Genomic DNA, 25,408 nt, shown 5'->3' on the forward strand with positions numbered 1-25,408 from the left:
CCAATTTGATTTAAATGTGAGACTTATATGCCTAGGTACAGAAAAATAAATTTAAATGAAGCAATTGCCTTACTACAAAATAATGTACCAGATTTAGTGTCTTTAGACTTGAGTGATCAAGAGATAAGTAAGGAACGTTTGTATGAACTGGTTGACGCAATCAACGGCAATAGCTATTTAAAACGAATTAAAATGAATTGCTGTATGATTGATGATGAGAAAGTTAAAATCTTATCAAGATTAAGCACTATTGAAGTACTTTCCTTACGAGCCAATAAAATCACCGATAAAGGGATGTACTTAATGGCGGATATGACATCACTTAAAAAATTAGACCTAAGTTCTAATAACGGTTGTAACAAGAATATTACTGCCCAAGGTTTGAAGTTTTTTGTAAGAAATTCGACTTTAGAACAACTCACTTTAAGTGATAATGAACTTGATGATAAATGTGCAAAAAATTTAGCACGAACTAATGTACGTCGACTCATTCTCAGTAATAATCAAATGACTTATAGAGGAGCAAGGTATCTTGCTGCACATAAAAAACTTAACTTTCTCGATATAAGCACAAATACAATAGGTGATGCTGGCGCTATTGCTTTAATTAATCAGAATCAAAGAATTAGAGCGATGATTCTTAATAATAATAAATTAACTATTAAATCAATAGCTAAAATGAAACCTGAACAGATAAAAAAATTAGAGCGATTAGACATCTGTTTAAATCCTTTGGGTCAAGATGGAGTTAAGTTATTACAAGATAAGCGGGGATCAAAGGATGGATTAAGTACTTTTTTTTGTCAAAAAAGAAATAATAGTTTCATTAAAGGATTATTTCATACGGTCCATACTCAATTTTCAACTGACAAAGAAAATAGGGTAGAGCGATCTATGGGGATTAAATACTTTATGTGAGAGTAAGCCTCAGAATTTTTGCTTAAAATAAAACAAGCCCAAAATGAGTTTGGGCTTGTTTGGTGTTGATAATTTGTTGTACTTATTATACTGGAGGAAAGAGATCCTGGAACTTAACACGCGTCTTGAGATGCAGTGCTTTCTTTCTTTTCTTCGACAAATCAAAAATCTTGTAGATTATGATAGGAACGATAAAGCTTACCATACCGATGTAAAAAGCAAGCTTATAGGTAGGATCTTTATTCAATACCAGGAAGAATAAGGCAAAACACATCAGAATGATTGCGAGGATTCCAGTATAGGGGGAATAAGGAGTCACATAGCGCAGGTTCGCTGTGGTATATCCAGCTTGGTATAATCGATTCCTAAAACGAATTTGTGAGGTGCACAAGGATATCCATGCCAGAGTTCCTGTAAATCCAGATACAAGTAGTAAGGCAATGTAGAGTTTGGTTTGTCCGAAAAAGTACCCTACGCCTAGAAGAATCCAGATGGTAATTAAGGTTGCGATAATGGCATTTTGGGGTACTGAATTGTGATTGAATTTAGCAAAAGTATGAGGCGCCATACCATCACGAGCTAAAGCATTCAGAGCACGAACGGTGCCATAGAATCCTGAGTTAGCACAAGATAAGGTAGCGCTCAGAGTCACAAAACTGGTTACAGCACCGGCCCATTTGAGATTGTAATAGTTTAGAGCATCTGCAAACACAGAGTTAGATAATCCAGCTTTTTGCCAAGGAAAAATTAATACCAAGCAAAATACGGGAATGATGTAGATGAAAAGGATTCTTAAGGTTACATTGCGAATGGCGTGTGGAATCATCCGGGCAGGGTTTTCTGATTCTCCTGCAGCAAGACCAATGATTTCAGAGCCTTGATAGTTAACCAGCAAGAGAACCATCGCGGTTAATAAGGACATGGTCCCGTTTGGAAGGAGTCCTCCATCGCCGAAAATGTACTTAGAACCAATAAATCCATCCGATTCTGGACTGTGGATTAGGCCTACGAAAATTAAAATAGCTAAAATAACAAAGCCAAACAAAGCCAAAATCTTAATTAAAGCCAACCAAAATTCGATTTCACCAAAGGTATCTACTTTTGCAAGGTTAATGTAGGTAATCAGTAAGCCAAAACAAACAGCCCATACATAACCATTTACGCCAGTAAACATCTCCATGATGATCCCCCCCGCAACACATTCGGCAGGGATATAGGCTACCCAACTGATCCAATAAGACCATCCTACGCCACAGGCAACGGATGGAGATATAAAGTCAGCGGTATAAGTGACAAAGGAGCCTGAAATGGGAATTGCCACAGCAAGTTCACCCATGCAGAGCATGGTGAGAAAAATAATCAAGCCGCCTAGTATATAAGCTAGAAACACGGCAGGACCGACAAGGTTAATTACTTCACCGGTACCTAAAAAATAACCTGAGCCGATAATTCCCCCCAAGGCTATTAGCTGCACATGACGGTCTTTCAATCTTCGGCTATAACCACTATCTTTAATAGGTTTATCTGTTTCAATCTTACTCTTTTTCACGGGCTGTTTGTTTCTCACAAGTTGTCATAATTTTGGGTGACGCTATGTTATATTCATCTGCAATAATTTAAAACCATTCTCAATTAAAAAATTAGAAATATTTTCTATTTATACTAAATTTCTTTTTTAACTGATATAAAAAATTTTTCAGCACGGCATTATAAATCATTTTTTATCTATTTGGGTATTTTTTTACTAAGTTAGTGAAAATTATTACAGAAAAAAATCATAGTTTATTGATTTATCTAAGAGATTAGCCAGTAATAAGAGATTGTACTCACTAGTTTTTATATAAAAAAGAACTTATTGGCTTGATTCCAAGATTACGAATGATTACAAGCAGTTGCATCATCATCCAACTTGAGTATACTTTTCATACGCCGCTGTAGCTCAGTCGGTAGAGCAGTTGATTCGTAATCAAAAGGTCGTGTGTTCGATTCACATCAGCGGCATTGTAAAATCAAGGCCTAATAGGATTATTGGAGCAGAGTAAGAATTTTTGGTACTAGTTTGGCTACCATTTTTACAATGTAATTAATTGTTATCCTTTGTAGTATCGCTCCCAATTTAGTGACATGCATTTAAATGTTATTTACAACAATGTGTAGGCCAGCTTCCATTCAATCTTAAAATAGTAGTTTGTATCTTACATAAACATGGTGTTTTTGAAATATACTCTTAAATTCAACTGCTTCAATTGAACCTATAATCGCATTCCTGTTTTTGCAGTAGTTAACGACTTCTTGGAGCTCTTAGCTTTTGAGCAAATCTGGATTTTTATTCAAACTGAAAAATTCAAATTTGTTCATTTGTTTTAGATGGATAAATACTTTTAGTCCCCCAGGATTATGGGGCGGTGTAACTATAAGAAATTGGGGTTGTTCTCATTTGAATTACTACGTCCTATTCGATGATATAATTCATATTTAAAAATTAACCATAGCTATTTTAGATTTTTGAATTGGTACATACTCGATGAAACGAAAATATAGTGTTTTAAATAGAAGAAATAATCCCCGAGATAAAACAATAGTCCCAGTAACAAAGAAACTAAGACTATTCGACGTTAATGAAAATTCTGAGCGAAAATCAGCGTTAAATAAAAGCGAAGGTAATGGAAAGTTAAGACTCATTTGTACTATGAACAAATCGGGTTATCAATGTAATGAAAAATGGCCAGAATACATTCAACAAATCATTGCAAATCATCAGCGGAATCCAGCTTGGCGTATTAATCTTTTTGACAGATATTTGGTGTCTCCTGAATTAAAAATAGATTCTCAACTCGTGTTGAGAAATGCTATGCCACATCTTAAACAAGAGGGAATGGGACTTTTTATATTTAAAGATTGTAACGGTTCTATTAGTCTTCAAGAGAGCTCTCTTGAGTATTGCACGCGCTTGATCATCACAAATACTGAACAACACTTAGTTCTAGATAGCCATTTACAAATAGCAGTAGCGGAGATAGATGAATTTATAAATGAAGATTTCAGATATGTAGCGAAATATCTAAAAGAGTGTAACGTAGATTTACATAGTCCATCAACTCAAATCACTGTTATTTATGGACCCTATCCTGATTATATAAATGAAGAAGAGGAAGAGCCAAACGATATCGAGCTTCCTGGATTTTTAATCGCATTTATGTTGGAAGAAACCCTAAAGAGATCTATTGTTTCCATAAAAGCATGTCCTGAAAAAATATCTCAAATTGATTTGGCAACTGGAGTAATCAGCAGAGCGGTTTTAAATAAACAATTAGACAGTGATGCGGATGATGAATATAACATCGATAAGGAAACATATTCTTTTGTAATTTGAGAAATTTAGATTAAAAGAAAACGAGGTCTTATACAAACGCGATTTTAACATCTTGGTAAGGAAAATGTTAACGGTGATTGTATGTGTTTTCCAGACCAGGCATCAGCAAATGATTTTTTCCAAAAACAGGCAGATAAAGGCCGTGCGTTTTTAGAGAAAGAGGTAAATAAAGACAATTATGCTTTTTCTGATGGTAAAGGTCATTATTTAATGGGTAGTGAGGCAGAAATTAACTCTTACTGCGAGAAAAACTCTCTAAAATCGCCATTTAGTCAAGAAAAATCCCTTGAACACAATTATTCACCTGTGATGGCCCCATTAATAATGAAAAATAAGCAAGCGTGGACTGGGCTGAAAAGCTAATTAGCAACCTACTTACTCAATTTTGTCAGAATTTATAAATTAAATTTTATTCAAATCAGGATTTGTCGGGCCGAGGGCCCGACCTACGTATGGTAATGGTTTTATGATATTAAACAACTAGTCTGCGGTCTGTTCTCATCCATCTCGTCAGAGTCTTCCTGGAAGATTTTACTGATTTGCTGAGTTACATCGTTAGCTCTTTGTTGATTGAAAAATCCTTTGAAAACACTAGATTTTTCAATATTAAAAAATTTTAAAATATTATATAACACGTTTAATACAGGTGAAGGAGCAGAGTTTTGCTGTAGCTCATCTCTTACTTGATATAAAATAGGTTTCATTTTTGCTTTATCTTCAAAGCTCTCTATTTCTAACTCATCTAGTTCCATCCATGTTTCTTCTGAAATAAAGTTTTTACCTAGTTCTTGAAGAACTTTAAGCTGCTGTTGAACATAAAGTTTGGTTACTTCTTTTTCAACGAAGTTAATCATACCTGTGTATGTATTTACATCTAGGTAAACAGAGTTATAATTTTTGAATTTTTCAAATTCAACTTTAAATTCGGTTATATATTTAAAAGTTAAAGAATAATCAGGGCCAGTTTCTTTTAATATAGAGTCAGCAAATTGATAATATAGATCAACTAACTTTCGTTGTGTTTTAATTGCTTCTTTAAAGTCAGGACGGTCATAAAGACGACCGCCATCCCCAGTTGTAGCTAAATAGATTACCGCATCAGCCAAAGTTAGCAATCCAGCATGGTCGACCCCTGGTCTACATGGTTCTTTGAATTTATCAAAATTGTAATTTTTCAAAATCTTTTTGGCGATACCTGTTGGGTAAAAGGAAAAGTTGTAAATTAACTTCCTCCCCATGCAATATTCTGCAAGTTCTTTTTTATTAGCAATGCCCATAAAAAACCTCATTAATTCCAATAAAATATATGAGTAGTAATCGTTACAATGCCTTCCATTAATTTAAAATAGCTCATATTGATTCTTTAGCTATCGGGATTATATCACATATTCAGCAAGTATAGCCGTATGCGATGAAATGATGATGTAGAGCCGATTTTAATCATCCCTTAATGTTCGAATGGGTTCTCGAACGCTATCCCATCTTCTTCCTCTTCCTCCTCTTCTTCGTCTTTACTTGAAGGTTCAGAAGCGCTTGCTCGCATTCCTGCGATCTCTGCTTTCATCTTGCATGCGATTGATTGTTCTTGTTGTTCTTCTTCTGAATGTCCATCAGACGAGAACTAATATAAGTATAGTAAATGCTCTTGATTCAATCAGACGATTAAATTAACTTGCTTCCAGATTAAAGATACAATCCCGTTTGCTTGCAAACGGGATTTAACAACACAATAATAAACAAATCTTAACGCGAAGCTGAAGTGTTCCCTGGAGATAAGGGGTTCGGGTTTTCACTGGGTGGTGTTGGTTTTTCTGTTTTCATATTTGCAAGTTGTGCTTTAAATAGTGTCGTTGACACGTGGTCGGCTACTGCAGCTCCATCTGATGGCGGTGCATTGGTTTTAGGATTCGTGGGTTCTTTAATTGGTGGAGATGTTCCTGCAGCGGCAGTGGCGCCGCCAGATTTAGAATGACCATCAATGTGTGCTGTTTTGCTGTGCCCATAATAAGCAAATGACTGATGAGGTGGAGGAGGGCGGTCTGCTTTAATATCGTATAATGGCTGCTTAAATTGGGCGCTTACTGCCGGGTTTCCTGCTGCGGACATTGGTGCAGGAGTTGTCATTTTATGCAGATTTTTTAGGCAGACATCAATACTAGGCCGATCTTTAGGATCGAGACTTTGCATGCTGTTGAGCATATCGATTAGTTCTTTTCCCAATTGTTCTTTATAAGGAGAAAAGTTGTAGGGCGTATTAACATAGGTTGTAATAAATTTCTCTAAATTAGGATTTTTTTTATGCGCCTGGATGGCTGGTGTAAAAAAAACATCGCCCAGATTGGCTGCTTTTTCAAATTCTGCAGCAATGTCTTTTTGTAATTTTGGATCATCTATCGATTTAAAGGCTTCATTCATCCTGGCTCTAATCAGTGCGCGTTTATTCACCCCTAAAATTTCAGCTACAATGGGTGTTGCTGCAAAAACATCCATTGATGGGTGCGCATCTGCTCCTTTAAGGTATTCTGGTGGCATTTCAAAAGCAAATACAGAGGACTCAATGTCAGTATACTTCATTTTTGTTTTGACTGTTTCTGCACAACCAAAATCAATGATTTGCATTTTATGATGCAAGGGATCATAGATAATATTTTGTGGTTTTAAATCATTATGGTTAATCCCCTTCTTGTGCACGGAATTTAAATCCATTAGAAATTGTTCTGCCATCACCAGGCGCTCATGATTATTGATCACGGGGTTTTTTTCGAGATAACGATCAAGCTGTTCCCCTTGTCTTCGCGGCATGACGAGATAACTATGCTGGCCAATATTTTCACGCAACAATTGATCTTCAGGATGTGCAGTTTGGAACATACGGAATTCTTTATCTAATTCTTTGGATTGTGCGTTAGGCAATTTTTTTGCAATTGATGGGGGAGTAATAGTGATATACCCTTGTTTATCTAACTTATAATGTTGCGCTGTATGTATCGCGCCAAAATTTCCTGCATTATGTGCTCCAGAAGCTATCACATAAGCACCATCTGCAGTTTTCATGATGATCGTATTGGGTGGTGGTGGTTTTTTATTGGTTAATACATCGCGCCAATCTAAAGTGGACATTTGAGGTTTTTTATCAAGGGGAGGGAGCCCAGAATATTTATTGAATGTACTCAGTAAGAATTGATTTGCTAGATATTCTGGTCTGGCATCTATCGCTTTTTGTAATGCACTAAAATATTCTTTCTCCTGCTCAGGCGACAGCGCCTTTGCATTAATCCCTAAATTTTTTAAGGCTGTTTCTCCGGCAATGTAGAGATTACTGCCAAACATGGGATTGTCGGGTGCAACGTATTTATATTCCGCCTCAATGCTCTTTTTATTTAATAATAACAGACCGATAAACGCCTTATCTTCATAGTCTGCATTAAAGGTATCAAATGATCGCATAAGGTCTTGAAAAGAATGGTGCATCATGACTCGTTGAGGCGCATTTTCAACAGTGGCATTGTTGATATGAGTGAGTGCAGAGAAATAAGTTGCTTTTTTAGTCATCGAGTATTGTTTTTCTGGATGCTCTTGTTGTAGCTGAGCAAGATAGGTTTTTCCTTCAGGATTTTTGCTGTGTAAAAGAGTACCGATGGCTTGCTTGTCTTGATGTGTTTGTGCTCGTTGCAGCAGAGCATCCACTAAACCATAATCTCTTGCATCTAAAGCGACGGCTAAAATACTTTTACCATCGGCGGGTCTCGGAATAAATGGACTAATTTGGGCTCTTTCCATAAACCGAAATGCACCAACACGATTATTGGTTGTAACTATCTCAAAACCTAATTGTTCGGTTACTCTGTAAAATGGTGCAAATGGTCCGAAACTCTCTTTTCCAGGAGCGTAATCAATGATGCATTGATTATTTACCGTGGTAAAAATATTAATATTTCCTTGGCGCATAAGCCTTATCGCATCATGGGGTTTATTTTGTTGCAACAAGCGGACCGCCTCTTCGGGATTCCACAATAAGCCCTCACGTACAACCGCACTCGTAAAATTGGAATTTCTTATAACATTTTGACTGGCATTGACAAAATTTGCTTGCAGCTCTGGGGTTCGTAAAAGCTGTCCGAGGCGAGCGTATTCAGGATCCGAGCGTGCATTACGTAAAAGGGTTAATGTTTCGCTGATTGCGGCATTTTGCTGTGATGCTTCTTTTATCGCCTTATCATAGTCATTAATTAACACTTTTTTATGGGCCAGTGTTTCATAAACCATGATTTTATTCGCACTGGTGGCTTCACCTAGCGATTGGTCGCCTGTTGATCCCATCAGTGGCCCTGATAATGCAGTACAGGCAATCATAGATTCGTGCGTCATTTTAGGAGCATAAATGGCTCTATATGTTTTACCCGGGCTATCACTATGATACAACACTACCTCTTTCTGTGTGGCTGTATTAAAAAAAGAGATGTGGGTAAACCCATCGGCAATTAATTTATCTTTAATTGCCGCCAATGCCTCCATTTTTTTCTCTTGATTGCCGCCAACCAGGAGTACATCCTGGTTTTTACTGTTGCCTTTTATAAATTCTCGGTGAACACGTAGATAGTGCTCAGCAGCATTACCTACATAAGTATCATGACTATATTGCATGGACAGCTCAGTGCTTGCCTGATAATTCGCAAGCGAGTTAGCTCCATAGATTTGTGCACGGACTTTTCCATCAATTTGATTAAGCAACTGATCTGCTGGGGGAGGAGCGCTCAAAATAATTCCTTTTTCATTTTTAGCGGTGTTAAAACCCGAATAAAGTGTTCTTGTGTATCTGATATTGGATAGTTCTTTTCGAAAATCAGCATGGCGAGCGAGACTTGTTCGGTCTTGATCGCTGTTGAATCCATATTCTGGCAACATAAGTAACGGTATTCCTGTTTCAGATTTAGGAAGCATCTCATTAATTTCTGTGAGCCATTCGTCATTGAATACAGGACCTTCAATGATTTGCCCCACATCAATTGCCTTTTCTGCAATACGCTGTTTTAAGCGGGTTGATGAGATGACTTGAACGTTGAACTCAGCATGTCCTTGAAGCCGTACAATAGCTCCTTTGCCTTCCTCTTGACTGACTACATAAATAGGAGGGGCCTCTCCTTGATACTGATTTTTGATTTGCTCTGCTAATTTAAGCGCAAAAAAGAAGTCTCCATGTCCTTGAAATCCTGTGCTTGCCAGAATAATGATCGCTTTCTTCATAATGAGCGCTTCCTTGCGGTACTTATTATCATTATAGGTCAGCGCTTTGGAACTTGGGGTTCTCGAATCGTATGGAACAAGGAATGTATATGTTTGATTAAAATACCATTTGATCGATCAACAAGATTAACAGTAAAAAATATGTGGATATTCCATTAGATTTGACTCAATTTTTCCATAAGTCTGAATTTATAAATAAAATTTTGATCTCAAATTAATGAATTGTCGGGCCGGGGCCCGACCTACGTCGTATCTCTACCAGTCGATTTGCACATTAACTTGCCTCAGGATAATGGATAATATCATGGAACGTGGCTGCTTCGGCCAAAAGATTTCGGTAGCCATGCGGCTGGTTGGCATTAAATCGAATGCCTTCGCCTTTTGAGAGTTTTTGCCACGTACCATCTACTAAAACCTCTACAGTACCTTGAGCCACCACCACATGCTCAATTACTCCATCTTTATGAGCAGGTGATAAATGCTCACAGCCTGGTAATAATTCGATAACAAATAGTTCAAAATTTAATTGAGGCTCAAAAGGGAAAAGAGGTAACACTCGGATTTTTTTATCGTCAGGATGAATTGTTTGTACCTGTCCTGTACGATACATTGCTTCACTCGATGTTGAGTCGATTTCCTCAATAAACGAAGAGAATGAGACTTCAAAACCCGTTGCTATTTTCCATAACGTAGCAATGGTTGGACTGGATTCTTCTCGTTCTATTTGTCCCAGCATCGCTTTGCTTACTCCGGTAGCAAGGGCTGTTTTGTCCAAGCTCCAGCCCTTTTTTTGCCGTAAATCTTTTAAAGTCGTTGCGATATGTTTGTATATATTTTCCACAAATAATCCACCCAAGCTATTGTGCGTTATGGCGCACAATGATAATATAGGATATTATGCGTTATAACGCACATTTTGTAAATTGTTAAACTAAGGAGTGAATGATGTCTGCTGAGTTCCAAAACAAATTAGTTGCAGTACTTAATAAAAGTATTGATGCGGGTAAAGTCATGAATGCTTTAGCACATATGTGTATTGGGCTAGGTTCAGCTATTGGTCAAAAGGATTTGCGACTTACTGATTACCAAGATGCTGATGGTGGCTCCCATCCTTTTATTTCGGAAATACCCTTTATTATCTTGTCCGAAAACTCGAATAAAATAAGAAAATTACGTCAGGCTGCTCTAGCGGAACATATTTTATTAAATGATTTCACAGATACAATGACGATAGGTACATATCAAGAGCAAATCGAAAGAACTGCTCAAACAAAAGAAGACGATCTAATCTATTACGGTATTGTCTTATTTGGTGAGTGGGCAAAAGTTTCCGAACTCACCAAAAAATGCTCTTTGTGGCGATAAGGAGGCTTTCTCATGTCTAATGAACATAAAATATTAAGCAAAAGCGCTCAAAGCGTACAACACGCTTTAGCCCAAAAAGGGTTATTTTTTGAAGTAATTGAGCTTTCTGAAAGTACCCGTACTGCTCATGACGCTGCAAGTACCATAGGATGCGATGTAGCGCAAATTATAAAGTCTTTGTTATTTTGTTCTGCAACAACAAATCAGCCGATTCTCGTATTGGCAAGTGGTATCAATCGTGTGAATGAGAAAATCATTGAGCAATGGGTGGGTGAAAAAATAGTTAAAGCAGATGCTCCTTTTACGCGTGATATCACTGGCTTTGCTATTGGTGGCGTTCCTCCTGTAGGGCATAAACAAACGATCACCCATATTTTCATTGATGAAGATTTACTGCAGCATAGTGTTCTATGGGCTGCAGCGGGTACACCTAATGCTGTTTTTAGCTTGAATTCCAGCGACATTGAGTCGTTAACACATGGCAAAATCATTGCGATTAAGTAGGGCTATCATGCGAAAAATATTTTGGGAGAATCCTTATCAATCCGATTTAGAAACGCGCGTAGCTGCAGTGGATAAGAATTACGTTTTATTCGAAGAAACCATCGCTTTTTCTTTTTCAGGAGGACAGGAAAGTGACCATGCTTGTGTTAATGGACTCCCTATTGTTGACTCAGAGATAGATGGCAATTTTATTTACTATGTACTTCTAGATGGGCATAACCTTAAGCCTGGTGATGTTGTGACGATGAACATTGATTGGCCTCGACGATACAGGCTTATGCGTTTACATTTTGCTGCTGAATTGATTCTTGAGCTTGTGACCCAAGAACTTAAGCTTGAAAAAATAGGGGCACATATCGCGGAATCTAAAGCAAGAATAGATTTTTTCTGTGATAAAAATATTTCTTTCTTATTTGAAAGGCTGCTGAGTGATTACAATAAAATCATACAACACGATTTAAAGATTAAAACAGGATTTAGTGATCTCCAAAATCAAAGACGCTTCTGGGAAATTGACGGATTTTCCAAAGTCGCTTGTGGGGGGACTCATGTTAAAACTACTTCAGAGGTTGGTCTTATTGCTCTTAAAAGAATAAATATCGGAAGCGAGAAAGAGCGTATTGAAATTAAACTCCTAGATGATAATTTGGGATTGTCTTAATTAAGATGAAATAGGATTATCATTAGCTAAAAATAACTCAACTTATTTAGTCATTCCCGCGCCGGGAAGCCATCTCACATAAAGTTAGGAATTAATTTGATGAATAGATTTCCGCCTATGCGGGATGACTATATATAAGCAATGATCCTATATATATAATCCATAACACTATATGTAAGCATGACACTATAACGATTGCCCATTAATGAACTGAAAAATAGTGTCTAAAAAGGTGACGATATCTCAGTTCATTTGACCTAACACTAGGATGTTTGATTTGTTTGCTGGGTCAAATTCCACCTAATTACTTAGTCCCTTCTCTGATTTTGGTTCGTCCTCCTCATGCTTAATAGATGATAGTTCTCCTTTCAATTTTGTTTGTTGTTTAAAGCGTTCTTTTTCTGTGGTTTCTTGGTGAGTATCAGCTAAACTACTCCAACCCTTAGATAGAAAATCCCATATTAGTCGTAATACACTTCGTACCTCAGGAGGTTGTACATTTAAAACATACTCGGGGACTGCTTTTTTAAACGCCTTAGCAGCAGTTTGATATTCTTCGTGTGTTTTTGCTGTATCTAAACTCTTTTCGAAGTTTGTTAAAGCTAGATAAGGTCCTTCGTTCAGAGGTAACAAACCTGTTTTTTTGAAATGGTCACCTTCTATTTTTTTTAGCGCGGCAGTTATCATAGGCTTCAAATAACTTATTTTTTCTTTGACCTCTTCATCTGTTATTTTTTCTGCGACCTCTTTATCTGCTATTTTCGTTGGTTTCTCTGATGGTAGTTGATTTTGTTTAGGCGCTCTTGCTAAAGCGATAATACTCTTTTGTAAATCTTTGCAATTCTCCTGCTTAGCACTTGTTTTAATCGTCTCAGAGGTAATATTATATTTATCTTTAAATTCCGAGATTTCCTCATCTGAAATGTTACTTTCCTTATCTGTTTTGGTGATAGCAATGATAATAGGAGCATTATCACCTAACTTTAATTGAACCTCTTCCACGTATTTCTCAGCGGCTTTCAATGAAGATGGATTGCTTTGATCGATACAAATAACACTTATTTCTGAGAATGATTTAATAAGGTCAGGGTGATTTAACTTTGTTGAAAAGTCAGATAGACCAAGCAGGATGTTTTCTTCTTTTAAGCTTACGTTGTTTGTGCGGACCGTTGTGTTGCTCGGAGAGTAGGTAGAAAAAGCGTTGCCCGCCAATACATTAACAAGTTGTGACTTTCCACTTCCTGCCCCTCCAAAAAATCCAACTTTGACATGTTTTCTCGGGACCAATTTCTCTGTACTCATGATTTTCTCACAATTATTTATCTATATGATAATTATATATGCATATCGATCATTTGTTGTTGATGGAGGGGTAAGATTAAGATTTTTCCGTAAAAAGACGCAATAGGCAGGTAGATGTCAATTTACGCCAAATTGATGTCATTTCCGCGCAGGCGGGAATCAATCTCCAAACAAAGTAAGGAATTAATTTGAGGAATAGATTCCGCCTGCGCGGGAGTGACATGATGTAGAGCAAGAACCTATATTAACAAAATGACATCTATAACAATGGGCATGACGATTAAAAATAAAATAAAAATAGTGGGAGTCAAGACTGTTTTTTTATTTTTTATTTGTATAAGATAGCTGTATTAAATTCTTTCCCTTATCCTTTTCCTGTGGATATCTTTTTTACCAAATATGAATTATTAATCAGCAATATATAAGAAAACCTTGCTGTGTCTGAATTATATCATTTTTAAATCGCTGCAATTTCCTTTAAGTTATGCACATTTTCTGTGGATAAGTCTGTTTATAGACTGTCAAACTCCTTGTGGAATTGAGTAGTTAAGCAGATGATTCATCATTTACCAATGTGCTCCATATCAATGTGCAGGCAGCTACCTACTTGCTCCATAACTAACAAAGAGCCACTAAATTATTTTTAGTTCGTGTTGCTTAGTTAAGTAAGCCTCGATATTTTCTCTCAAATGAAGTTCATGATAAGTGAAATTGCATGCATTAGAAAAAAATCCACCAATATAGAGTAGATAATTTACATTATTACGCCCTAAGTTGTACGCGACGATATTGTCGGTTGTTTTTACATCAAGGTCACTGGAGTACATTAAATAATCATAAAAATTCTGACATTTCTCAAGATAGGAAACGATTGTTTTGTGCCCATTATTACCACTGCTTTTCGAGATCCTTTTCATTTCTTTAAAATGAAAATTTTTATCTAAAAAATCGCTCACTTCATTCTTCGAATTCATAATTTTTCCCTTGAAATGCGTATGAAATAAAATCCCCCCTAAAATTAATTTACAGGTAAGAATTACGAGTTTCAATGTGTGACGCATAATCTTCATCCCAAAGATCAAACGTGCTTGCCATTGTCAAAATAAAAAAATTACAAGAAAATTTTTATTATTCTCGATGACTTAGTATTGATTTTAGCCTTTGAACCTTTAAGGAGGGATTTACAGCTTGTTTTTCCTTGTCTATGATATTTGTACATAAATCAAAAAAAGAGTCATTATGTCACCACGAGGCGGAAAAAGAACAGGAGCAGGGCGTCCTAGGGGTGAGCCTACCAAAGCAGTTCGTTTAACGGTATCTCAGCTTGCTGAATTAGAGCGCTTAAAGAATCGTAAGAGTTACCAATTGCCCTTATTCGCGAGCAAAATACAAGCTGGATTTCCTTCACCTGCCGATGATTATATAGAGGGATATCTCGATTTAAATACCAAGTTTATTAAACATCCATCAGCTACCTTTGTTTTGCAAGCAACCGGTGATTCGATGATTGATGCAGGGATTTTTTCAGGTGATTGGCTTTTAGTGGATAGAAGCATAGAACCCGCTGATGGGCGTATTGTGATTGCGGCAGTCAATGGTGAGCTCACAGTGAAGCGTCTTTCAAAAAAGTCAGGTAAGGTGCAATTGCTTCCTGCAAATCCCAAATTTAAACCCATTGAAATTACCGAAGGAAATGAAATGGTGATTTGGGGTGTGGTTACTTTAGTCCTTCACGAGCCTGCCTAACATGTTTGCTCTTATCGACTGCAATAATTTTTACGCCAGCTGCGAGCGCTTGTTTCGTCCTGATTTAAAGGATGTTCCCATCGTAGTGCTCTCTAATAATGATGGATGTTGCATTGCGCGCTCGAATGAGGCAAAAGCCTTAGGCATTGCAATGGGGGAGCCTTATTTTAAAATTAAAGATTTGTGCAAAAAGCATGGAGTGCAAGCTTTTTCATCAAACTACACGCTTTATGGGAATATTAGTCATCGAGTGATGTGTACCATTGAGGAAAGCTGGCCACATGTGGAAATCTACTCCATTGATGAAGCATTTCTTGATTTAAGTAGCTTACCGATAGGCTGTTCTACTTCTTTTTGCGAGCAATTACAGCAGAAAATCTTAAAACACACGGGAATTCCTACTTCCATAGGTATTGGATCGACTAAAACATTAGCCAAAGCGGCAAATTATTTATGTAAAAAGGTTTTTAAGATACCGGTATTTAACATTACCTCGAATCACGAGCAATTACTGCAGCAAATTTCAGTAGGGGATATATGGGGGGTGGGGCGCCAATGGGAAAATAAGTTAATCGCCCGAGGTATACATACGGCCTACGACTTGGCAATGACCAATGCTCATTTTTTGAAGAAGAGTTTTAATGTCGTTTTAATGCGAACTGCAATGGAACTTCGAGGAATTGCTTGTGGTGGATTAGATGAAGTGGAACCTAAACAAAATATCATGTCCTCAAAAAGTTTTGGACAAATGCAAACGCACTTTTCTGCTGTGGCCGAGTCTGTAAGTAGTCATTGCGCCAGAGCCGTGGAGAAAATGCGCAATCAGCAATTGGTTGCACAGCGCCTGAGTGTTTTTGTACATACCAATCGGTTTCGGGAAGATTTGGCACAACACTTTCAATCTATAGAGTTTAAGTTCATTAATCCTACCGATGATTTGCGATTAGTTACCAAGATTGCCAAGCGATGTTTGCAACGTATTTTTAGATCAGGATATTACTATAAGAAAGCAGGGGTTTGTCTTGAGGATTTAATTCCCAAAGACCCCATGCAATTGGATATGTTCAATCAGCCCAGTGATGAGCAACTAAACCATACAGAACAATTGATGAGTGTATTTGAGCGAATTAATCAAAAGTATGGAAGAAGCACGATTCGACTGGCTGCTGAAGGATATTCAAAACCTTGGGAAATGCGCGCGGAGCTTAAATCACCTGCTTATACCACGCGCTGGTCTGAGGTTCCTCAAGTTCGTTTGTATTAAGCGGGTTTTATCATGAATGAACTAAAGGATAGAAATTGAGATGAGCCCAATAAGAAAAATCATTCATATTGATATGGACTGTTTTTATGCTGCAATCGAAATGCGAGATTTTCCTGAGCTTGCCGATAAACCCATCGCGGTAGGAGGGGCGGCGGATCGAAGAGGAGTTATTGCAACGTGCAATTATGCGGCACGCGCATATGGGGTACGCTCAGCCATGCCTACAGCAAAAGCACTGAAGTTATGTCGTCACCTCATCTTACGGCCTGTACGTATGGAGGTTTATCGAAACGAAAGCCAATATATCAGATCCTTATTTGAAGAATATACCGATCTCATTGAACCTTTATCTTTGGATGAAGCCTTTCTTGATGTAACAAACTCTACCAATTGTAAAGGAAGTGCTACCTGGATGGCACAAGAGTTACGTGAGCGAATTTATCAGACACGACGACTTACCGCGAGCGCAGGAATTGCGCCGAATAAGAGCTTGGCCAAAATTGCCAGTGATTGGCATAAACCCAATGGGCAAAAGGTGATTAAGCCAGAAGAAGTGGCTTCATTTATGATTGATTTACCTGTACGCAAATTATTTGGTGTGGGGCCTAAAATGGAAAAAAAACTAAACTCTTTAAATATTAAAACATGTGGCGATGTGCAACAGCATTCAGTAGATTATTTATTTAATGAGTTTGGCGTTATGGGTCAGAGACTTTATGATTTAGCGCGTGGAGTTGATGAGCGTCCAGTTAATCCTGAGCGTATTCGAAAATCCATAAGTGTCGAAGAAACATATTTGCAGGATTTACCGGATGTGGAAGCATGTTTTGCTGCTCTGCCCGAATTAATGGCGCGTCTTGAGGTAAGAATACAGCGTATAGGGAAAATTTCAGGTATTCATAGTCTATTTGTTAAATTAAAATTTAATGATTTTCAGCAAACTACCGTTGAATGTATACACGATAAAATTGACTTAATTATTCTACAGCGGCTTATCCAAGAAGGTTTTTGCAGAAAATATATGCCCATAAGATTATTGGGTATAGGCATTAAATTAACGCAAGAAAAGACAACGGAAATGATTCAACTGCCTTTGTTCGACTTATAATTCTTATTTACAGGAGAGCTTAAAAAAGAATTCAATTCAGATTTATTGCCTAGAATAAGATGTGCTGTACCATGGGTACATATAATGAGGGCTATACTTGTTTTATAAAGAATTGGAAAAAATTAATATCAAATGTTATGAGAAAGTTTCATTTAGAAGAAGACAAAACCCCAACTCATGCTAATTTAGCACGTTTTTTGAAGGCTGAGGGGTGGAAGTCAAGTAAGTTTTCGGCGTTGGCCTCAGTGAATGAGGAATGGCTCCATTTTTCACCCCTGATTAGCCAAACCTTGGAGTATAAGCATTTGCTTGCGGCTTTTTTACAAGCCAATCATCTCGACTATTTGATGCCAGAGACTCATTATATCGATGATCAGAATTGGCCTACTGTTTTGACTCATATTAGTAATTCTCATCCTACGAACAGCCCATGGATATTAAAACCATCGATGTTAAATAATGGGCAACACATTCATATATTTAATGATTTAAACGCCATTGAATCCCATTTTCTTTCCCATCAGCGCATGGGAGGTCCCCAAGTTTTGCAACGTTATATTGTAAAGCCGCAATTAATTCAGGGGCCCACATGGGGGCATAAATTTTCTATTCGAGAACTGGTAGTGGTGTCTACACATGCCGGTTCAGCGCTTTTTCCAAGTGGCTATGTGAATATCGCATTAAAACCTTATCAAGAAGATAATTTCAACCAATTGGAAGCTCATCTGACTAATGAGCATCTTAGTGATGATCGGTATAATGTAGTTCAACGTTTAAGCGATGAGATCTCAATTTTCCAACCCTATAAAATGGATATAATTTCTAACTGCCAACTTTTAGTTCATACATTGAAAAATCAGTTTGCCCCTATTTGGCATGATAGCCAGCCTCGAATTGCATGCTTTGGTTTTGATTTTATGGTTGAAGCAGCGGGTAATAAACTTTGGCTATTGGAAGTGAATCATGGGCCTTGTTTTCCTGTTGATGATTCCCATCCTTTATTTAATGCTTTGTATCGCCCTTTCTGGCAACAATTAATCAAGCGGTTTATTGAGAGAGAACCTTCAGATTTTATTGCTTTAGATTGATTTTTTTTATTAAATTCAAACAAAGAAAAGTGGCGTGTAAGTAGTGCCCTAAAGTGTATTTTGATAGGCAATAATAAGTCATTTTTAAAATAACAGAAGGAAGATAGGCCATTACCAAATAATTGGGCTTACTGATTAAGGTCAGTTTTGCAAATGAAAGTTAGGATCGATCTGTCCCATTTTTAAGCAACGTATTTTCTTGTCGAAGTTTAGTTATCTAATAGTTCCTTTATTGTTTGAATTTTTTTTCTATTTCATCAAGCTTGTCTTGGAAGTATTGTACATTCTCAGAATTATTGTGTTTCGCCCGGGTCACTATATTACTTGCAAGACTTTTCTTTTCTTCCAAAGCGCGCGCAATGCTGTCCATAAAGCTATTTCTGCCTTTTCTTGTTTATCCTTGAACAAACCATCGAGTGGAAACTAATTTATTTTACCTATTTTCAATGGATCAAACGAACTTCTACATTATTCTTTTTACATCTCTTTCTTATAAAGTAAATGTGTTGCAGAGTTTGTTCTGGGTAAGTGGTGTATATTATATATATATCTTAATATGGCAGATACGTTATGGACGACTATTTGATAAAAACCAAACATCTCGGTTTGCGCTTACTTAGAAGAGATGATGTTAAGCATTTAAAACATATAGAACGAGATCCAAAAGTCAAAGAATTTTTTCCTGAAGGTCTCTTAAGCGATAAGGAAATAAAGGATTATATTAATGAAACCCTAGTTCTTTATGAAGAAAAGCATTTACCTTCTTGTATTATTTTTAAGTTATCTAATGAAGAGTTTGTTGGTGAGGCTTATTTTAACCAGTTAGAAACTGGAGAAATAAAAGTAGGATATCTTTTAGATCAAAAATTTTGGAATAAAGGGTATGCGACCGAAATATTAAAAGCTCTTCTGAGATGGGCAAGGGAGAATATAGATACAGATTATATAATTGCTTACGCGGATCGGAACAATACTGCTTCATTTCGGGTGATGCAAAAGTGTGGGATGAAATATTATAAAAAAGGACGGTATCTGGAGATGGATTGCTATTTTTACCGAATTCGTAATAAATAAATTTTAAATTTGGTCACTATTGTGTGGATGGGCGCAAAAAAAAGTAACCACATTTTTAATTACTTTTTCGCACATATTAAGTTGTTCTATAGTTACAAATTCATTCGGATTATGTGCTTGTTTAATATCGCCTGGTCCACAAATAACGGTGGGAATATTTGCATTTTGAATGACACTTGCCTCAGTTCCATAGGAAACCTTTAATCGCTCTTTTATTCCAGTTACTGCACGAACGACTCTAAGGATGGTTGAGTTTTCTAAAGCATGAAATCCAGGTGCATCAGAAGTTTCATCAAAATAAATCCTGGCTTCTGAATAGGCCTTTTTCATCTCAGGTAACAGCTCTTCATTGATATAATTTTCAATTTGGCTACGAAAGTTTACAATGGGAAATTGATTGATATAACGAACTTCGAGAATAAATTCACATGTGCCAGGAATGACATTTGTTGCAATTCCGCCACTGACAATATTAATCGTTATGGTACTGAATGGACAATCAAAATCATTATCAAATGGTCCATTTTCTTTTATATAATGAGCAATGGAGTTAATGTAGTTGATTAAACGACTTCCATACTCAATTGCATTACATCCTTCAAAAGCTAGAGAAGAGTGAACTGCTTTTCCCTGTATCTGACAATGATAAAGTTTTCTGGCTTTTCCACCGATAATAGGTCGCATATTAGAAGGTTCACCAACAATACAACCTTCAGGTAGAATCTGATTTTTTTTAATAAAATCAATTACATAATCTATTCCAAGGCAGCCTATTTCTTCGTCGCAGGTAAATGAAAAGTGAATGGGTTTCACTAGGTTAAATTTTTTAAACTCAGGAGTAAGCGCGAGGATCACCGCAATAAAACCTTTCATATCGCATGTGCCACGACCATAAATTTTATTATCTAATTTCGTCGCTACAAAAGGCTCGGTATTCCATATTTGTCCACCAACAGGTACTACATCAGTATGACCCGACAAAAGAATCCCTCCTTCTGTTTGCCCATTACTTGCAGGAATGGTTGCAAATAAATTAACTCTGGACTCCGCGGGGCCAGGGATAACTTGCGAAGGAATATGATGTAATTTGAACCACTCATCAATTGTTTTAATAATTTCCAAATTCGAAGTATTGGAAATAGAATTAAAACTGATGAGCTGTTCAAGCCATTGTAAAGTATCCATCGCCCTCCTTGGTCGCTCAATAAGTAAGCACAATGAGCTATAAATTACATAATAGTCAAGTCAATTAAACATTGCAATTTATCATATTTATATGAGAAATTGCGTTATAATTAATCAAATGGATTGTTATTTTATCAAGGAGGGTTTTTATGAGAAGAAATCTGCCATTTAAAAAATCTTCAGTGGCCTCAATAGGAGTTGAATTAGAACTTCAACTTATAAATCCCAATTCCTTTTCATTAATTTCTAGGGCTAAAGATCTGATTAGAAATATTAAAGCGGGGCCAAATCAAATTAGAGTAAAGCCTGAAATTACCCAAAGCATGATCGAAATCAATACCTCGATTCATCAGTCTCCACAAACTATGGAACAGGAATTAATTGAATTGCAAGCTTATTTATTAGAACAGGCTTCTGATTTGGGGATAGCGATTTGTGGTGGTGGTTCTCATCCATTTCAAACTTGGGCGATGCAAAAAATATTTCCGACTTTAAGATATAAAAAAATATCTACAAAATATCGGTTTCTATCCAAAATGGCTACGGAATTTGGCCAGCATATTCATATAGGTTGTGGGAATTCAGCGGATGCACTTTATCTAACCCATGCCCTTTCGCGGTATGTTCCCCAACTAATTGCACTATCAGCTTCTTCACCTTTTTATCAAGGCGTTAATACCCACTTTTGTTCATCTCGTTCGATTATGTTTAATGCATTTCCATTGAGTGGGTTTATGCCTTATCTAACGGATTGGAAACAATTTTCAGATTATTATTATAAAATGCGAAGCTTAGACATCATAGTAAATATGAAAGATTTTTATTGGGATATCCGGCCTAAGCCTGAATTTGGCACGGTTGAAATAAGGGTTTTTGATGCACCACTGACCATCAATAAAGCAGTTTTAATTGCAGCATATATTCAATCTGTAGCGCTTTATTTATTAGAAGAAAGACCAACTCAAGTTTGCCATGATGTATACAATCTTTACAATACTAATAGATTTGAGGCCTCTCGATATGGTTTTGATGGCACTTTTATTAATCCTTACACTAAGGATCGTAGTTTAATTATTGACGATATAATGGATACTGCAGAGACAATTCAGAAATATACAAATCAATTAGGAAATACTGAGTATGTGGGGCGATTACTTGAGGATGTAAGAAATAAAGTGAATGACACTACTTTATTATTACAAATATTTCACCAAGTGGGCTCCTTGCCTAAAGTGGTTTCAGAGCAATGTAAAATTTGGTCCAAAGAATTGAAACAACATAAATCCATATAAATTTGAGTTATTATTTGCAATAGCGATTTAGATTAAAAGAATTACAAGTTAATATCTTGAGAAATTATTTCAATCTCATCATTATTGGATTTTCTGGCAAGCACAAGAGTATATTCAGGAACTTCAAGCCATGTAGTAGTGTCCTCTGTCAAGGGTTCGGAGGCAATAATAATGCTTTTTTTGGAATCACCACCATTCATTTTATATACATCATCATAAAAGCCGTAATTTTCCCCGTAGGTATACCATAAGGAATGGTAATAAGCATGGGTAGAAGGCAATTCCGATGGTAAAGGCCAACCGTAATCAAACACAAATCGAGTTGCCGCAATGAACTCACCATTTGTAATAAATAAATTCACAGGGGAGTTTATTTTTATTTTTCTCCTTTGCCGCACATTCTGTATTATTTTTAATGTTTCAATAACAGCATTAATAATCTCTTCGGTTTCATAACTACTTGATGAATCGGGTAATTGCGATAAAAATATAGAATAAATCCATTCACTATCAGTGGTTCCATGAATATCTTCTTTATATTCAGGACGGATATATTCTAATAAATCATATCGCATCTCTTCAAAATTGCTTAATGACCCATTATGAGCAAGAACGACATTGGTGTTCGAAAAAATAAAAGGATGAACATTTTGGTTAGAGACGATTTGTTCTTCGTGATAAGAAACCCCGCGTAAATGCGCCAAAAGACAATAAGGGGAAATTTTAGAAGCAAGATTTCGTAAATTACTATCGTAAAATGGTAATTGAGGTGTCTTATATAAGTAAGGAAATTTGGGATTAGGTGATGTAGTATCCCAAGCAGCCATGCCAAATCCCGCCAAATTAAGTAAATGAGACATGTATTTGGGATTATAGCTCTGTTCTATAAATGAATTATCAGGTTTATAAAGCAATTCTTCAATTACTAGCGGTTTTCCAAGATAAGTCAATATTCTGCACATAGCATTTACCTATTGTAGTTTTCAATGTGTAATCGGATGTCTAATTTATCAATCGATTTTTTTAATGATGTAAACGAAGTACAAATTAAATTAAATAGCTTATACCAAAGCTGTGGGTAATTATTTTTAATCAATTGCAGGGCTGATTCGGGTAACTTACATAAAATCGTATGTTCGCAGGTAATATAAGTAAAATTAAATGTGGCATTATTTTCAATGCAACCGATGCTAGCAAGGAATGTTCCTGGACCAATAACAGATAATTTTGCAAGTTTGCTGTCCTTAATAATGCATGATTGAATGCCTCCATATATGACTAGATAACAACATGCACTTTTTTCTCCTTCGCTGATTAATATACTGTTTTTAGGGGCATCTAGAATAATAAAATGAGAACATAACAAAAGGGTTTCTTCTTTAGTTAATGACTTTAATGAGGGAATATTTTGAATCATGGTTTTATCAATTTCTTTCTCACCTAAAATAATTTTCTTTGGCTGATTTAATGAGTAAATCACTCGCTCAAAAAACGACAAACTAGTCATATCTGAATCAGAAATAAAAGAAGTGACCACATCATGTATTGTTTTTAAACGGTTGCAGGTTTGCTGAGCAATAACAAGAAGTAACTTATATTTTGTTTCAGGGTAATCAAGAGAAAGTAGTTCAAAATAGCTCTTGGAAATAATTAAACATAGTCCGTTACTTGTAGCTATAAAAGATGTAGGAGAAGGGCAGTGTTCATTGAGTCCAATGGTAGTTAAGAATTGTCCTGAGTGAAGTGTTTCAAGATTAGTGACTCCACGTCCCATTATTTGGGCGCTTATCAGAATTGTTCCTTTAAGAATCATATAAATTTTATTTATTTTTTCTCCTTGATGAAGGAGGACTTCTCCTGATTCGAATGGAGCTATTTGACTATGTTTCATCAGGAGCTCTAACTCATGCTGATCTAAAAAATCCCCTAAACTTTTACCTAATAGTTTATTTGGACTCTCGGTTAATTCATATTCCAGCTCAACCACATTCTTATTATTCATGTAAAATATCCTTTTCTAATAAGGTGTTTGATTTAAATCGGATCTCTTTTAATAAATTATAGACACATTGCTGTGTTTGTTTTACGTAAGAGGAATGTTACTTTAGAAAAAGATAAATGAGATTTTAAACAACCCACTTTTGATTTTTTAAAAGTAGAGTCTATACTTAAAACATAGGAGGTGTTGTGGAGAGGTCCATAAACGCCACTATTGCGAAAACCACCTTCGGGTGGTTTTTGTCATTCTTAAGACGGTAAGTTCTAATAGTCTCTCCAATAAAAAACGGCTTATGTTAGCTGAGTTATGTACTAACCTCAGCCAGCCGGTGACGACAAGCACCGAAACTACATCTTCCTTGACTCTTATTAGTTTAGTAACAATACTTAAACAGTTAGGCTTTGATTCGCTCAAAGAAATAAGGAGGTGTTTCATGGATGGAACCATTCTTGTTAATTGCCCGGAAGTAGAAACAAGGCAGATACAAACAAATATACGTCCACATGCTGGAATTTTTCTAAAACAAATAATACTTGCCTTTACCTTGTTCATGCTCATTCCATTTGCATCGGCCCAATCGTGTCGTTGGGATGGAACTGCTCCATTTTGCAGTGGTTCTTGTGGAGCAAATGAAACTGAAGTGACACGACTAGATGCAATTCCAGACTTCTGGGTGCCTCCCTTTGTTAATATGACTCCGTCATTCGGATCGAAGTGTGCAACAGGTACTAAGGCATTGTGTTGTTCAACGCCTGGCCGATCCTGCCGTTGGGATGGCACTGCACCTTTTTGCTCAGGTTCATGTAAAAGCAATGAAACGAAGTCAACGCCTCCATCTGGTACTTCAAGTGGTTCCGCATGTGTGACTGGCTCCAAGGTCTATTGTTGTACTAAATTAGGTACCTCCGGACAAATGCTTGTTGTAAAAGATTGCTCTTACGGACCCGGTACTTGCGCTTCAGGATATGTTTGGCGCGAGGCCAATTCAACTGATCATGTTTGTGTCACACCCCAAGTTCACCAAGCAACAAAAAATGACAATAAGCAGGCAGCAAAACGCCGCAATCCCAATGGAGCGTATGGACCAGATACGTGCATTCAAGGGTTTGTCTGGCGTGAGGCTTTTCCAGGTGATCATGTCTGTGTAACACCCAAAACCAGGTCTCAAGCTGCTCAGGACAATCACTGGGCAAAGATCCGTAATGCATGTCCTTAATATGTTGGGTGTTGTCGCCCAAAAAATATACAAATATAGGTTGGGTCATTTGACCCAACATTGGGAGAT

Annotated in this window: 23 protein-coding genes, 1 tRNA gene and 1 pseudogene; 15 read left to right on the forward strand and 10 right to left on the reverse strand. The window is 36.8% G+C overall.

What is annotated here, in order from left to right; all coding sequences use genetic code 11:
• Positions 1 to 27: 27 nt before the first annotated feature.
• Positions 28 to 918 (forward strand): leucine-rich repeat domain-containing protein, encoded by an 891-nt coding sequence (locus ACWTEW_RS22215; protein ID WP_454780690.1) that lies wholly within the window; start codon positions 28 to 30, stop codon positions 916 to 918.
• A gap of 85 nt (positions 919 to 1,003) precedes the next feature.
• Here ACWTEW_RS22215 and ACWTEW_RS22220 read toward each other — a convergent pair whose 3' ends face one another.
• Positions 1,004 to 2,467 carry an amino acid permease gene (locus ACWTEW_RS22220; protein WP_454780691.1) on the reverse strand — a complete coding sequence of 488 codons (1,464 nt, stop codon included), beginning with the start codon at positions 2,465 to 2,467 and terminating at the stop codon, positions 1,004 to 1,006.
• Between the two features lie 379 nt (positions 2,468 to 2,846).
• Here ACWTEW_RS22220 and ACWTEW_RS22225 point away from each other — a divergent pair.
• From ACWTEW_RS22225 to ACWTEW_RS22240, 4 genes and pseudogenes are all read left to right on the forward strand, one after another.
• Positions 2,847 to 2,919, forward strand: a tRNA-Thr gene (locus ACWTEW_RS22225).
• 261 nt (positions 2,920 to 3,180) lie between these two features.
• A pseudogene (locus ACWTEW_RS22230) lies at positions 3,181 to 3,334 on the forward strand (2OG-Fe(II) oxygenase); the annotation flags it as partial.
• A 108-nt stretch (positions 3,335 to 3,442) separates the two neighbouring features.
• Positions 3,443 to 4,291, forward strand: coding sequence for a hypothetical protein (locus ACWTEW_RS22235; RefSeq protein ID WP_454780692.1), 849 nt, complete (start codon positions 3,443 to 3,445; stop codon positions 4,289 to 4,291).
• A gap of 81 nt (positions 4,292 to 4,372) precedes the next feature.
• Entirely contained in the window at positions 4,373 to 4,654 is a 282-nt protein-coding gene (locus ACWTEW_RS22240; protein ID WP_454780693.1) for a hypothetical protein, read from the forward strand.
• 101 nt (positions 4,655 to 4,755) lie between these two features.
• Here the strand turns inward: ACWTEW_RS22240 and ACWTEW_RS22245 are convergent, their stop codons facing one another.
• The 3 genes from ACWTEW_RS22245 to ACWTEW_RS22255 all read right to left on the reverse strand — a co-directional run bounded on the left by ACWTEW_RS22245 (position 4,756) and on the right by ACWTEW_RS22255 (position 10,376).
• Positions 4,756 to 5,568: a hypothetical protein gene (locus ACWTEW_RS22245; RefSeq protein ID WP_454780694.1), complete on the reverse strand. Its 813-nt coding sequence runs from the start codon at positions 5,566 to 5,568 to the stop codon at positions 4,756 to 4,758.
• Positions 5,569 to 6,034: 466 nt separating this feature from the next.
• Positions 6,035 to 9,535, reverse strand: a complete 3,501-nt coding sequence (locus tag ACWTEW_RS22250; protein ID WP_454780695.1) for a protein kinase domain-containing protein — start codon at positions 9,533 to 9,535, stop codon at positions 6,035 to 6,037.
• A gap of 274 nt (positions 9,536 to 9,809) precedes the next feature.
• Positions 9,810 to 10,376 (reverse strand): helix-turn-helix domain-containing protein, encoded by a 567-nt coding sequence (locus ACWTEW_RS22255; RefSeq protein ID WP_454780696.1) that lies wholly within the window; start codon positions 10,374 to 10,376, stop codon positions 9,810 to 9,812.
• Positions 10,377 to 10,477: 101 nt separating this feature from the next.
• Between ACWTEW_RS22255 and ACWTEW_RS22260 the strand changes: the two genes are divergently transcribed.
• From ACWTEW_RS22260 to ACWTEW_RS22270, 3 genes are read left to right on the forward strand one after another with little or no spacing between them, the layout of a single operon-like run.
• Positions 10,478 to 10,900: a DUF2000 domain-containing protein gene (locus tag ACWTEW_RS22260; RefSeq protein WP_454780697.1), complete on the forward strand. Its 423-nt coding sequence runs from the start codon at positions 10,478 to 10,480 to the stop codon at positions 10,898 to 10,900.
• 12 nt (positions 10,901 to 10,912) lie between these two features.
• Complete coding sequence (locus ACWTEW_RS22265; protein ID WP_454780698.1) at positions 10,913 to 11,404, forward strand: YbaK/EbsC family protein; 492 nt, start codon at positions 10,913 to 10,915, stop codon at positions 11,402 to 11,404.
• Between the two features lie 7 nt (positions 11,405 to 11,411).
• The gene (locus ACWTEW_RS22270) at positions 11,412 to 12,065 is read left to right on the forward strand and encodes an alanyl-tRNA editing protein (protein WP_454780699.1); all 654 of its coding nucleotides are present in this window, start codon (positions 11,412 to 11,414) and stop codon (positions 12,063 to 12,065) included.
• A 300-nt stretch (positions 12,066 to 12,365) separates the two neighbouring features.
• Here the strand turns inward: ACWTEW_RS22270 and ACWTEW_RS22275 are convergent, their stop codons facing one another.
• A complete protein-coding gene (locus ACWTEW_RS22275) occupies positions 12,366 to 13,367 on the reverse strand; it encodes a Rab family GTPase (protein WP_454780700.1) in 1,002 nt (333 codons plus the stop codon).
• A 632-nt stretch (positions 13,368 to 13,999) separates the two neighbouring features.
• On the reverse strand, positions 14,000 to 14,341 hold the full coding sequence (locus tag ACWTEW_RS22280) for a hypothetical protein (RefSeq protein ID WP_454780701.1): 342 nt from the start codon (positions 14,339 to 14,341) through the stop codon (positions 14,000 to 14,002).
• A gap of 265 nt (positions 14,342 to 14,606) precedes the next feature.
• On the opposite strand from ACWTEW_RS22280, the gene ACWTEW_RS22285 reads away from it, so the two are divergent.
• From ACWTEW_RS22285 to ACWTEW_RS22300, 4 genes are all read left to right on the forward strand, one after another.
• Positions 14,607 to 15,113 carry a LexA family protein gene (locus tag ACWTEW_RS22285; protein WP_454780702.1) on the forward strand — a complete coding sequence of 169 codons (507 nt, stop codon included), beginning with the start codon at positions 14,607 to 14,609 and terminating at the stop codon, positions 15,111 to 15,113.
• A gap of 1 nt (position 15,114) precedes the next feature.
• Entirely contained in the window at positions 15,115 to 16,377 is a 1,263-nt protein-coding gene (locus ACWTEW_RS22290; RefSeq protein WP_454780703.1) for a Y-family DNA polymerase, read from the forward strand.
• A gap of 40 nt (positions 16,378 to 16,417) precedes the next feature.
• Positions 16,418 to 17,485, forward strand: coding sequence for a DNA polymerase IV (dinB, locus tag ACWTEW_RS22295; RefSeq protein ID WP_454780704.1), 1,068 nt, complete (start codon positions 16,418 to 16,420; stop codon positions 17,483 to 17,485).
• Positions 17,486 to 17,622: 137 nt separating this feature from the next.
• Entirely contained in the window at positions 17,623 to 18,573 is a 951-nt protein-coding gene (locus tag ACWTEW_RS22300; RefSeq protein WP_454780705.1) for an ATP-grasp domain-containing protein, read from the forward strand.
• Between the two features lie 229 nt (positions 18,574 to 18,802).
• On the opposite strand, the gene ACWTEW_RS22305 is transcribed toward ACWTEW_RS22300, so the two are convergent.
• The gene (locus ACWTEW_RS22305) at positions 18,803 to 18,943 is read right to left on the reverse strand and encodes a hypothetical protein (RefSeq protein ID WP_454780706.1); all 141 of its coding nucleotides are present in this window, start codon (positions 18,941 to 18,943) and stop codon (positions 18,803 to 18,805) included.
• Positions 18,944 to 19,143: 200 nt separating this feature from the next.
• Here ACWTEW_RS22305 and ACWTEW_RS22310 point away from each other — a divergent pair, with 200 nt between their 5' ends.
• Positions 19,144 to 19,647 (forward strand): GNAT family N-acetyltransferase, encoded by a 504-nt coding sequence (locus tag ACWTEW_RS22310; RefSeq protein WP_454780707.1) that lies wholly within the window; start codon positions 19,144 to 19,146, stop codon positions 19,645 to 19,647.
• Positions 19,648 to 19,650: 3 nt separating this feature from the next.
• On the opposite strand, the gene argE is transcribed toward ACWTEW_RS22310, so the two are convergent.
• Positions 19,651 to 20,832: an acetylornithine deacetylase gene (argE, locus tag ACWTEW_RS22315; protein WP_454780708.1), complete on the reverse strand. Its 1,182-nt coding sequence runs from the start codon at positions 20,830 to 20,832 to the stop codon at positions 19,651 to 19,653.
• Positions 20,833 to 20,981: 149 nt separating this feature from the next.
• On the opposite strand from argE, the gene ACWTEW_RS22320 reads away from it, so the two are divergent.
• A complete protein-coding gene (locus ACWTEW_RS22320; RefSeq protein ID WP_454780709.1) occupies positions 20,982 to 22,124 on the forward strand; it encodes a YbdK family carboxylate-amine ligase in 1,143 nt (380 codons plus the stop codon).
• 41 nt (positions 22,125 to 22,165) lie between these two features.
• On the opposite strand, the gene ACWTEW_RS22325 is transcribed toward ACWTEW_RS22320, so the two are convergent.
• Positions 22,166 to 23,086, reverse strand: coding sequence for a class II glutamine amidotransferase (locus ACWTEW_RS22325; RefSeq protein ID WP_454780710.1), 921 nt, complete (start codon positions 23,084 to 23,086; stop codon positions 22,166 to 22,168).
• Between the two features lie 5 nt (positions 23,087 to 23,091).
• Positions 23,092 to 24,126: a cyclic nucleotide-binding domain-containing protein gene (locus tag ACWTEW_RS22330; RefSeq protein ID WP_454780711.1), complete on the reverse strand. Its 1,035-nt coding sequence runs from the start codon at positions 24,124 to 24,126 to the stop codon at positions 23,092 to 23,094.
• 430 nt (positions 24,127 to 24,556) lie between these two features.
• Here ACWTEW_RS22330 and ACWTEW_RS22335 point away from each other — a divergent pair, with 430 nt between their 5' ends.
• The gene (locus ACWTEW_RS22335) at positions 24,557 to 25,339 is read left to right on the forward strand and encodes a hypothetical protein (RefSeq protein ID WP_454780712.1); all 783 of its coding nucleotides are present in this window, start codon (positions 24,557 to 24,559) and stop codon (positions 25,337 to 25,339) included.
• Positions 25,340 to 25,408: the final 69 nt, after the last annotated feature.

It is taken from the genome of Legionella stuttgartensis (assembly GCF_977063405.2).

Excerpts from the sequence above, each read along its gene's own strand:
- ACWTEW_RS22215 (WP_454780690.1), top strand. The coding sequence starts at position 28 with ATGCCTAGGTACAGAAAAATAAATTTAAATGAAGCAATTGCCTTACTA.
- ACWTEW_RS22235 (WP_454780692.1), top strand. The coding sequence starts at position 3,443 with ATGAAACGAAAATATAGTGTTTTAAATAGAAGAAATAATCCCCGAGAT.
- ACWTEW_RS22240 (WP_454780693.1), top strand. The coding sequence starts at position 4,373 with ATGTGTTTTCCAGACCAGGCATCAGCAAATGATTTTTTCCAAAAACAG.
- ACWTEW_RS22245 (WP_454780694.1), bottom strand. The coding sequence starts at position 5,568 with ATGGGCATTGCTAATAAAAAAGAACTTGCAGAATATTGCATGGGGAGG.
- ACWTEW_RS22250 (WP_454780695.1), bottom strand. The coding sequence starts at position 9,535 with ATGAAGAAAGCGATCATTATTCTGGCAAGCACAGGATTTCAAGGACAT.
- ACWTEW_RS22260 (WP_454780697.1), top strand. The coding sequence starts at position 10,478 with ATGATGTCTGCTGAGTTCCAAAACAAATTAGTTGCAGTACTTAATAAA.
- ACWTEW_RS22265 (WP_454780698.1), top strand. The coding sequence starts at position 10,913 with ATGTCTAATGAACATAAAATATTAAGCAAAAGCGCTCAAAGCGTACAA.
- ACWTEW_RS22270 (WP_454780699.1), top strand. The coding sequence starts at position 11,412 with ATGCGAAAAATATTTTGGGAGAATCCTTATCAATCCGATTTAGAAACG.
- ACWTEW_RS22275 (WP_454780700.1), bottom strand. The coding sequence starts at position 13,367 with ATGAGTACAGAGAAATTGGTCCCGAGAAAACATGTCAAAGTTGGATTT.
- ACWTEW_RS22280 (WP_454780701.1), bottom strand. The coding sequence starts at position 14,341 with ATGAATTCGAAGAATGAAGTGAGCGATTTTTTAGATAAAAATTTTCAT.
- ACWTEW_RS22285 (WP_454780702.1), top strand. The coding sequence starts at position 14,607 with ATGTCACCACGAGGCGGAAAAAGAACAGGAGCAGGGCGTCCTAGGGGT.
- ACWTEW_RS22290 (WP_454780703.1), top strand. The coding sequence starts at position 15,115 with ATGTTTGCTCTTATCGACTGCAATAATTTTTACGCCAGCTGCGAGCGC.
- dinB (WP_454780704.1), top strand. The coding sequence starts at position 16,418 with ATGAGCCCAATAAGAAAAATCATTCATATTGATATGGACTGTTTTTAT.
- ACWTEW_RS22300 (WP_454780705.1), top strand. The coding sequence starts at position 17,623 with ATGAGAAAGTTTCATTTAGAAGAAGACAAAACCCCAACTCATGCTAAT.
- ACWTEW_RS22305 (WP_454780706.1), bottom strand. The coding sequence starts at position 18,943 with ATGGACAGCATTGCGCGCGCTTTGGAAGAAAAGAAAAGTCTTGCAAGT.
- ACWTEW_RS22310 (WP_454780707.1), top strand. The coding sequence starts at position 19,144 with ATGGACGACTATTTGATAAAAACCAAACATCTCGGTTTGCGCTTACTT.
- argE (WP_454780708.1), bottom strand. The coding sequence starts at position 20,832 with ATGGATACTTTACAATGGCTTGAACAGCTCATCAGTTTTAATTCTATT.
- ACWTEW_RS22320 (WP_454780709.1), top strand. The coding sequence starts at position 20,982 with ATGAGAAGAAATCTGCCATTTAAAAAATCTTCAGTGGCCTCAATAGGA.
- ACWTEW_RS22325 (WP_454780710.1), bottom strand. The coding sequence starts at position 23,086 with ATGTGCAGAATATTGACTTATCTTGGAAAACCGCTAGTAATTGAAGAA.
- ACWTEW_RS22330 (WP_454780711.1), bottom strand. The coding sequence starts at position 24,126 with ATGAATAATAAGAATGTGGTTGAGCTGGAATATGAATTAACCGAGAGT.
- ACWTEW_RS22335 (WP_454780712.1), top strand. The coding sequence starts at position 24,557 with ATGGATGGAACCATTCTTGTTAATTGCCCGGAAGTAGAAACAAGGCAG.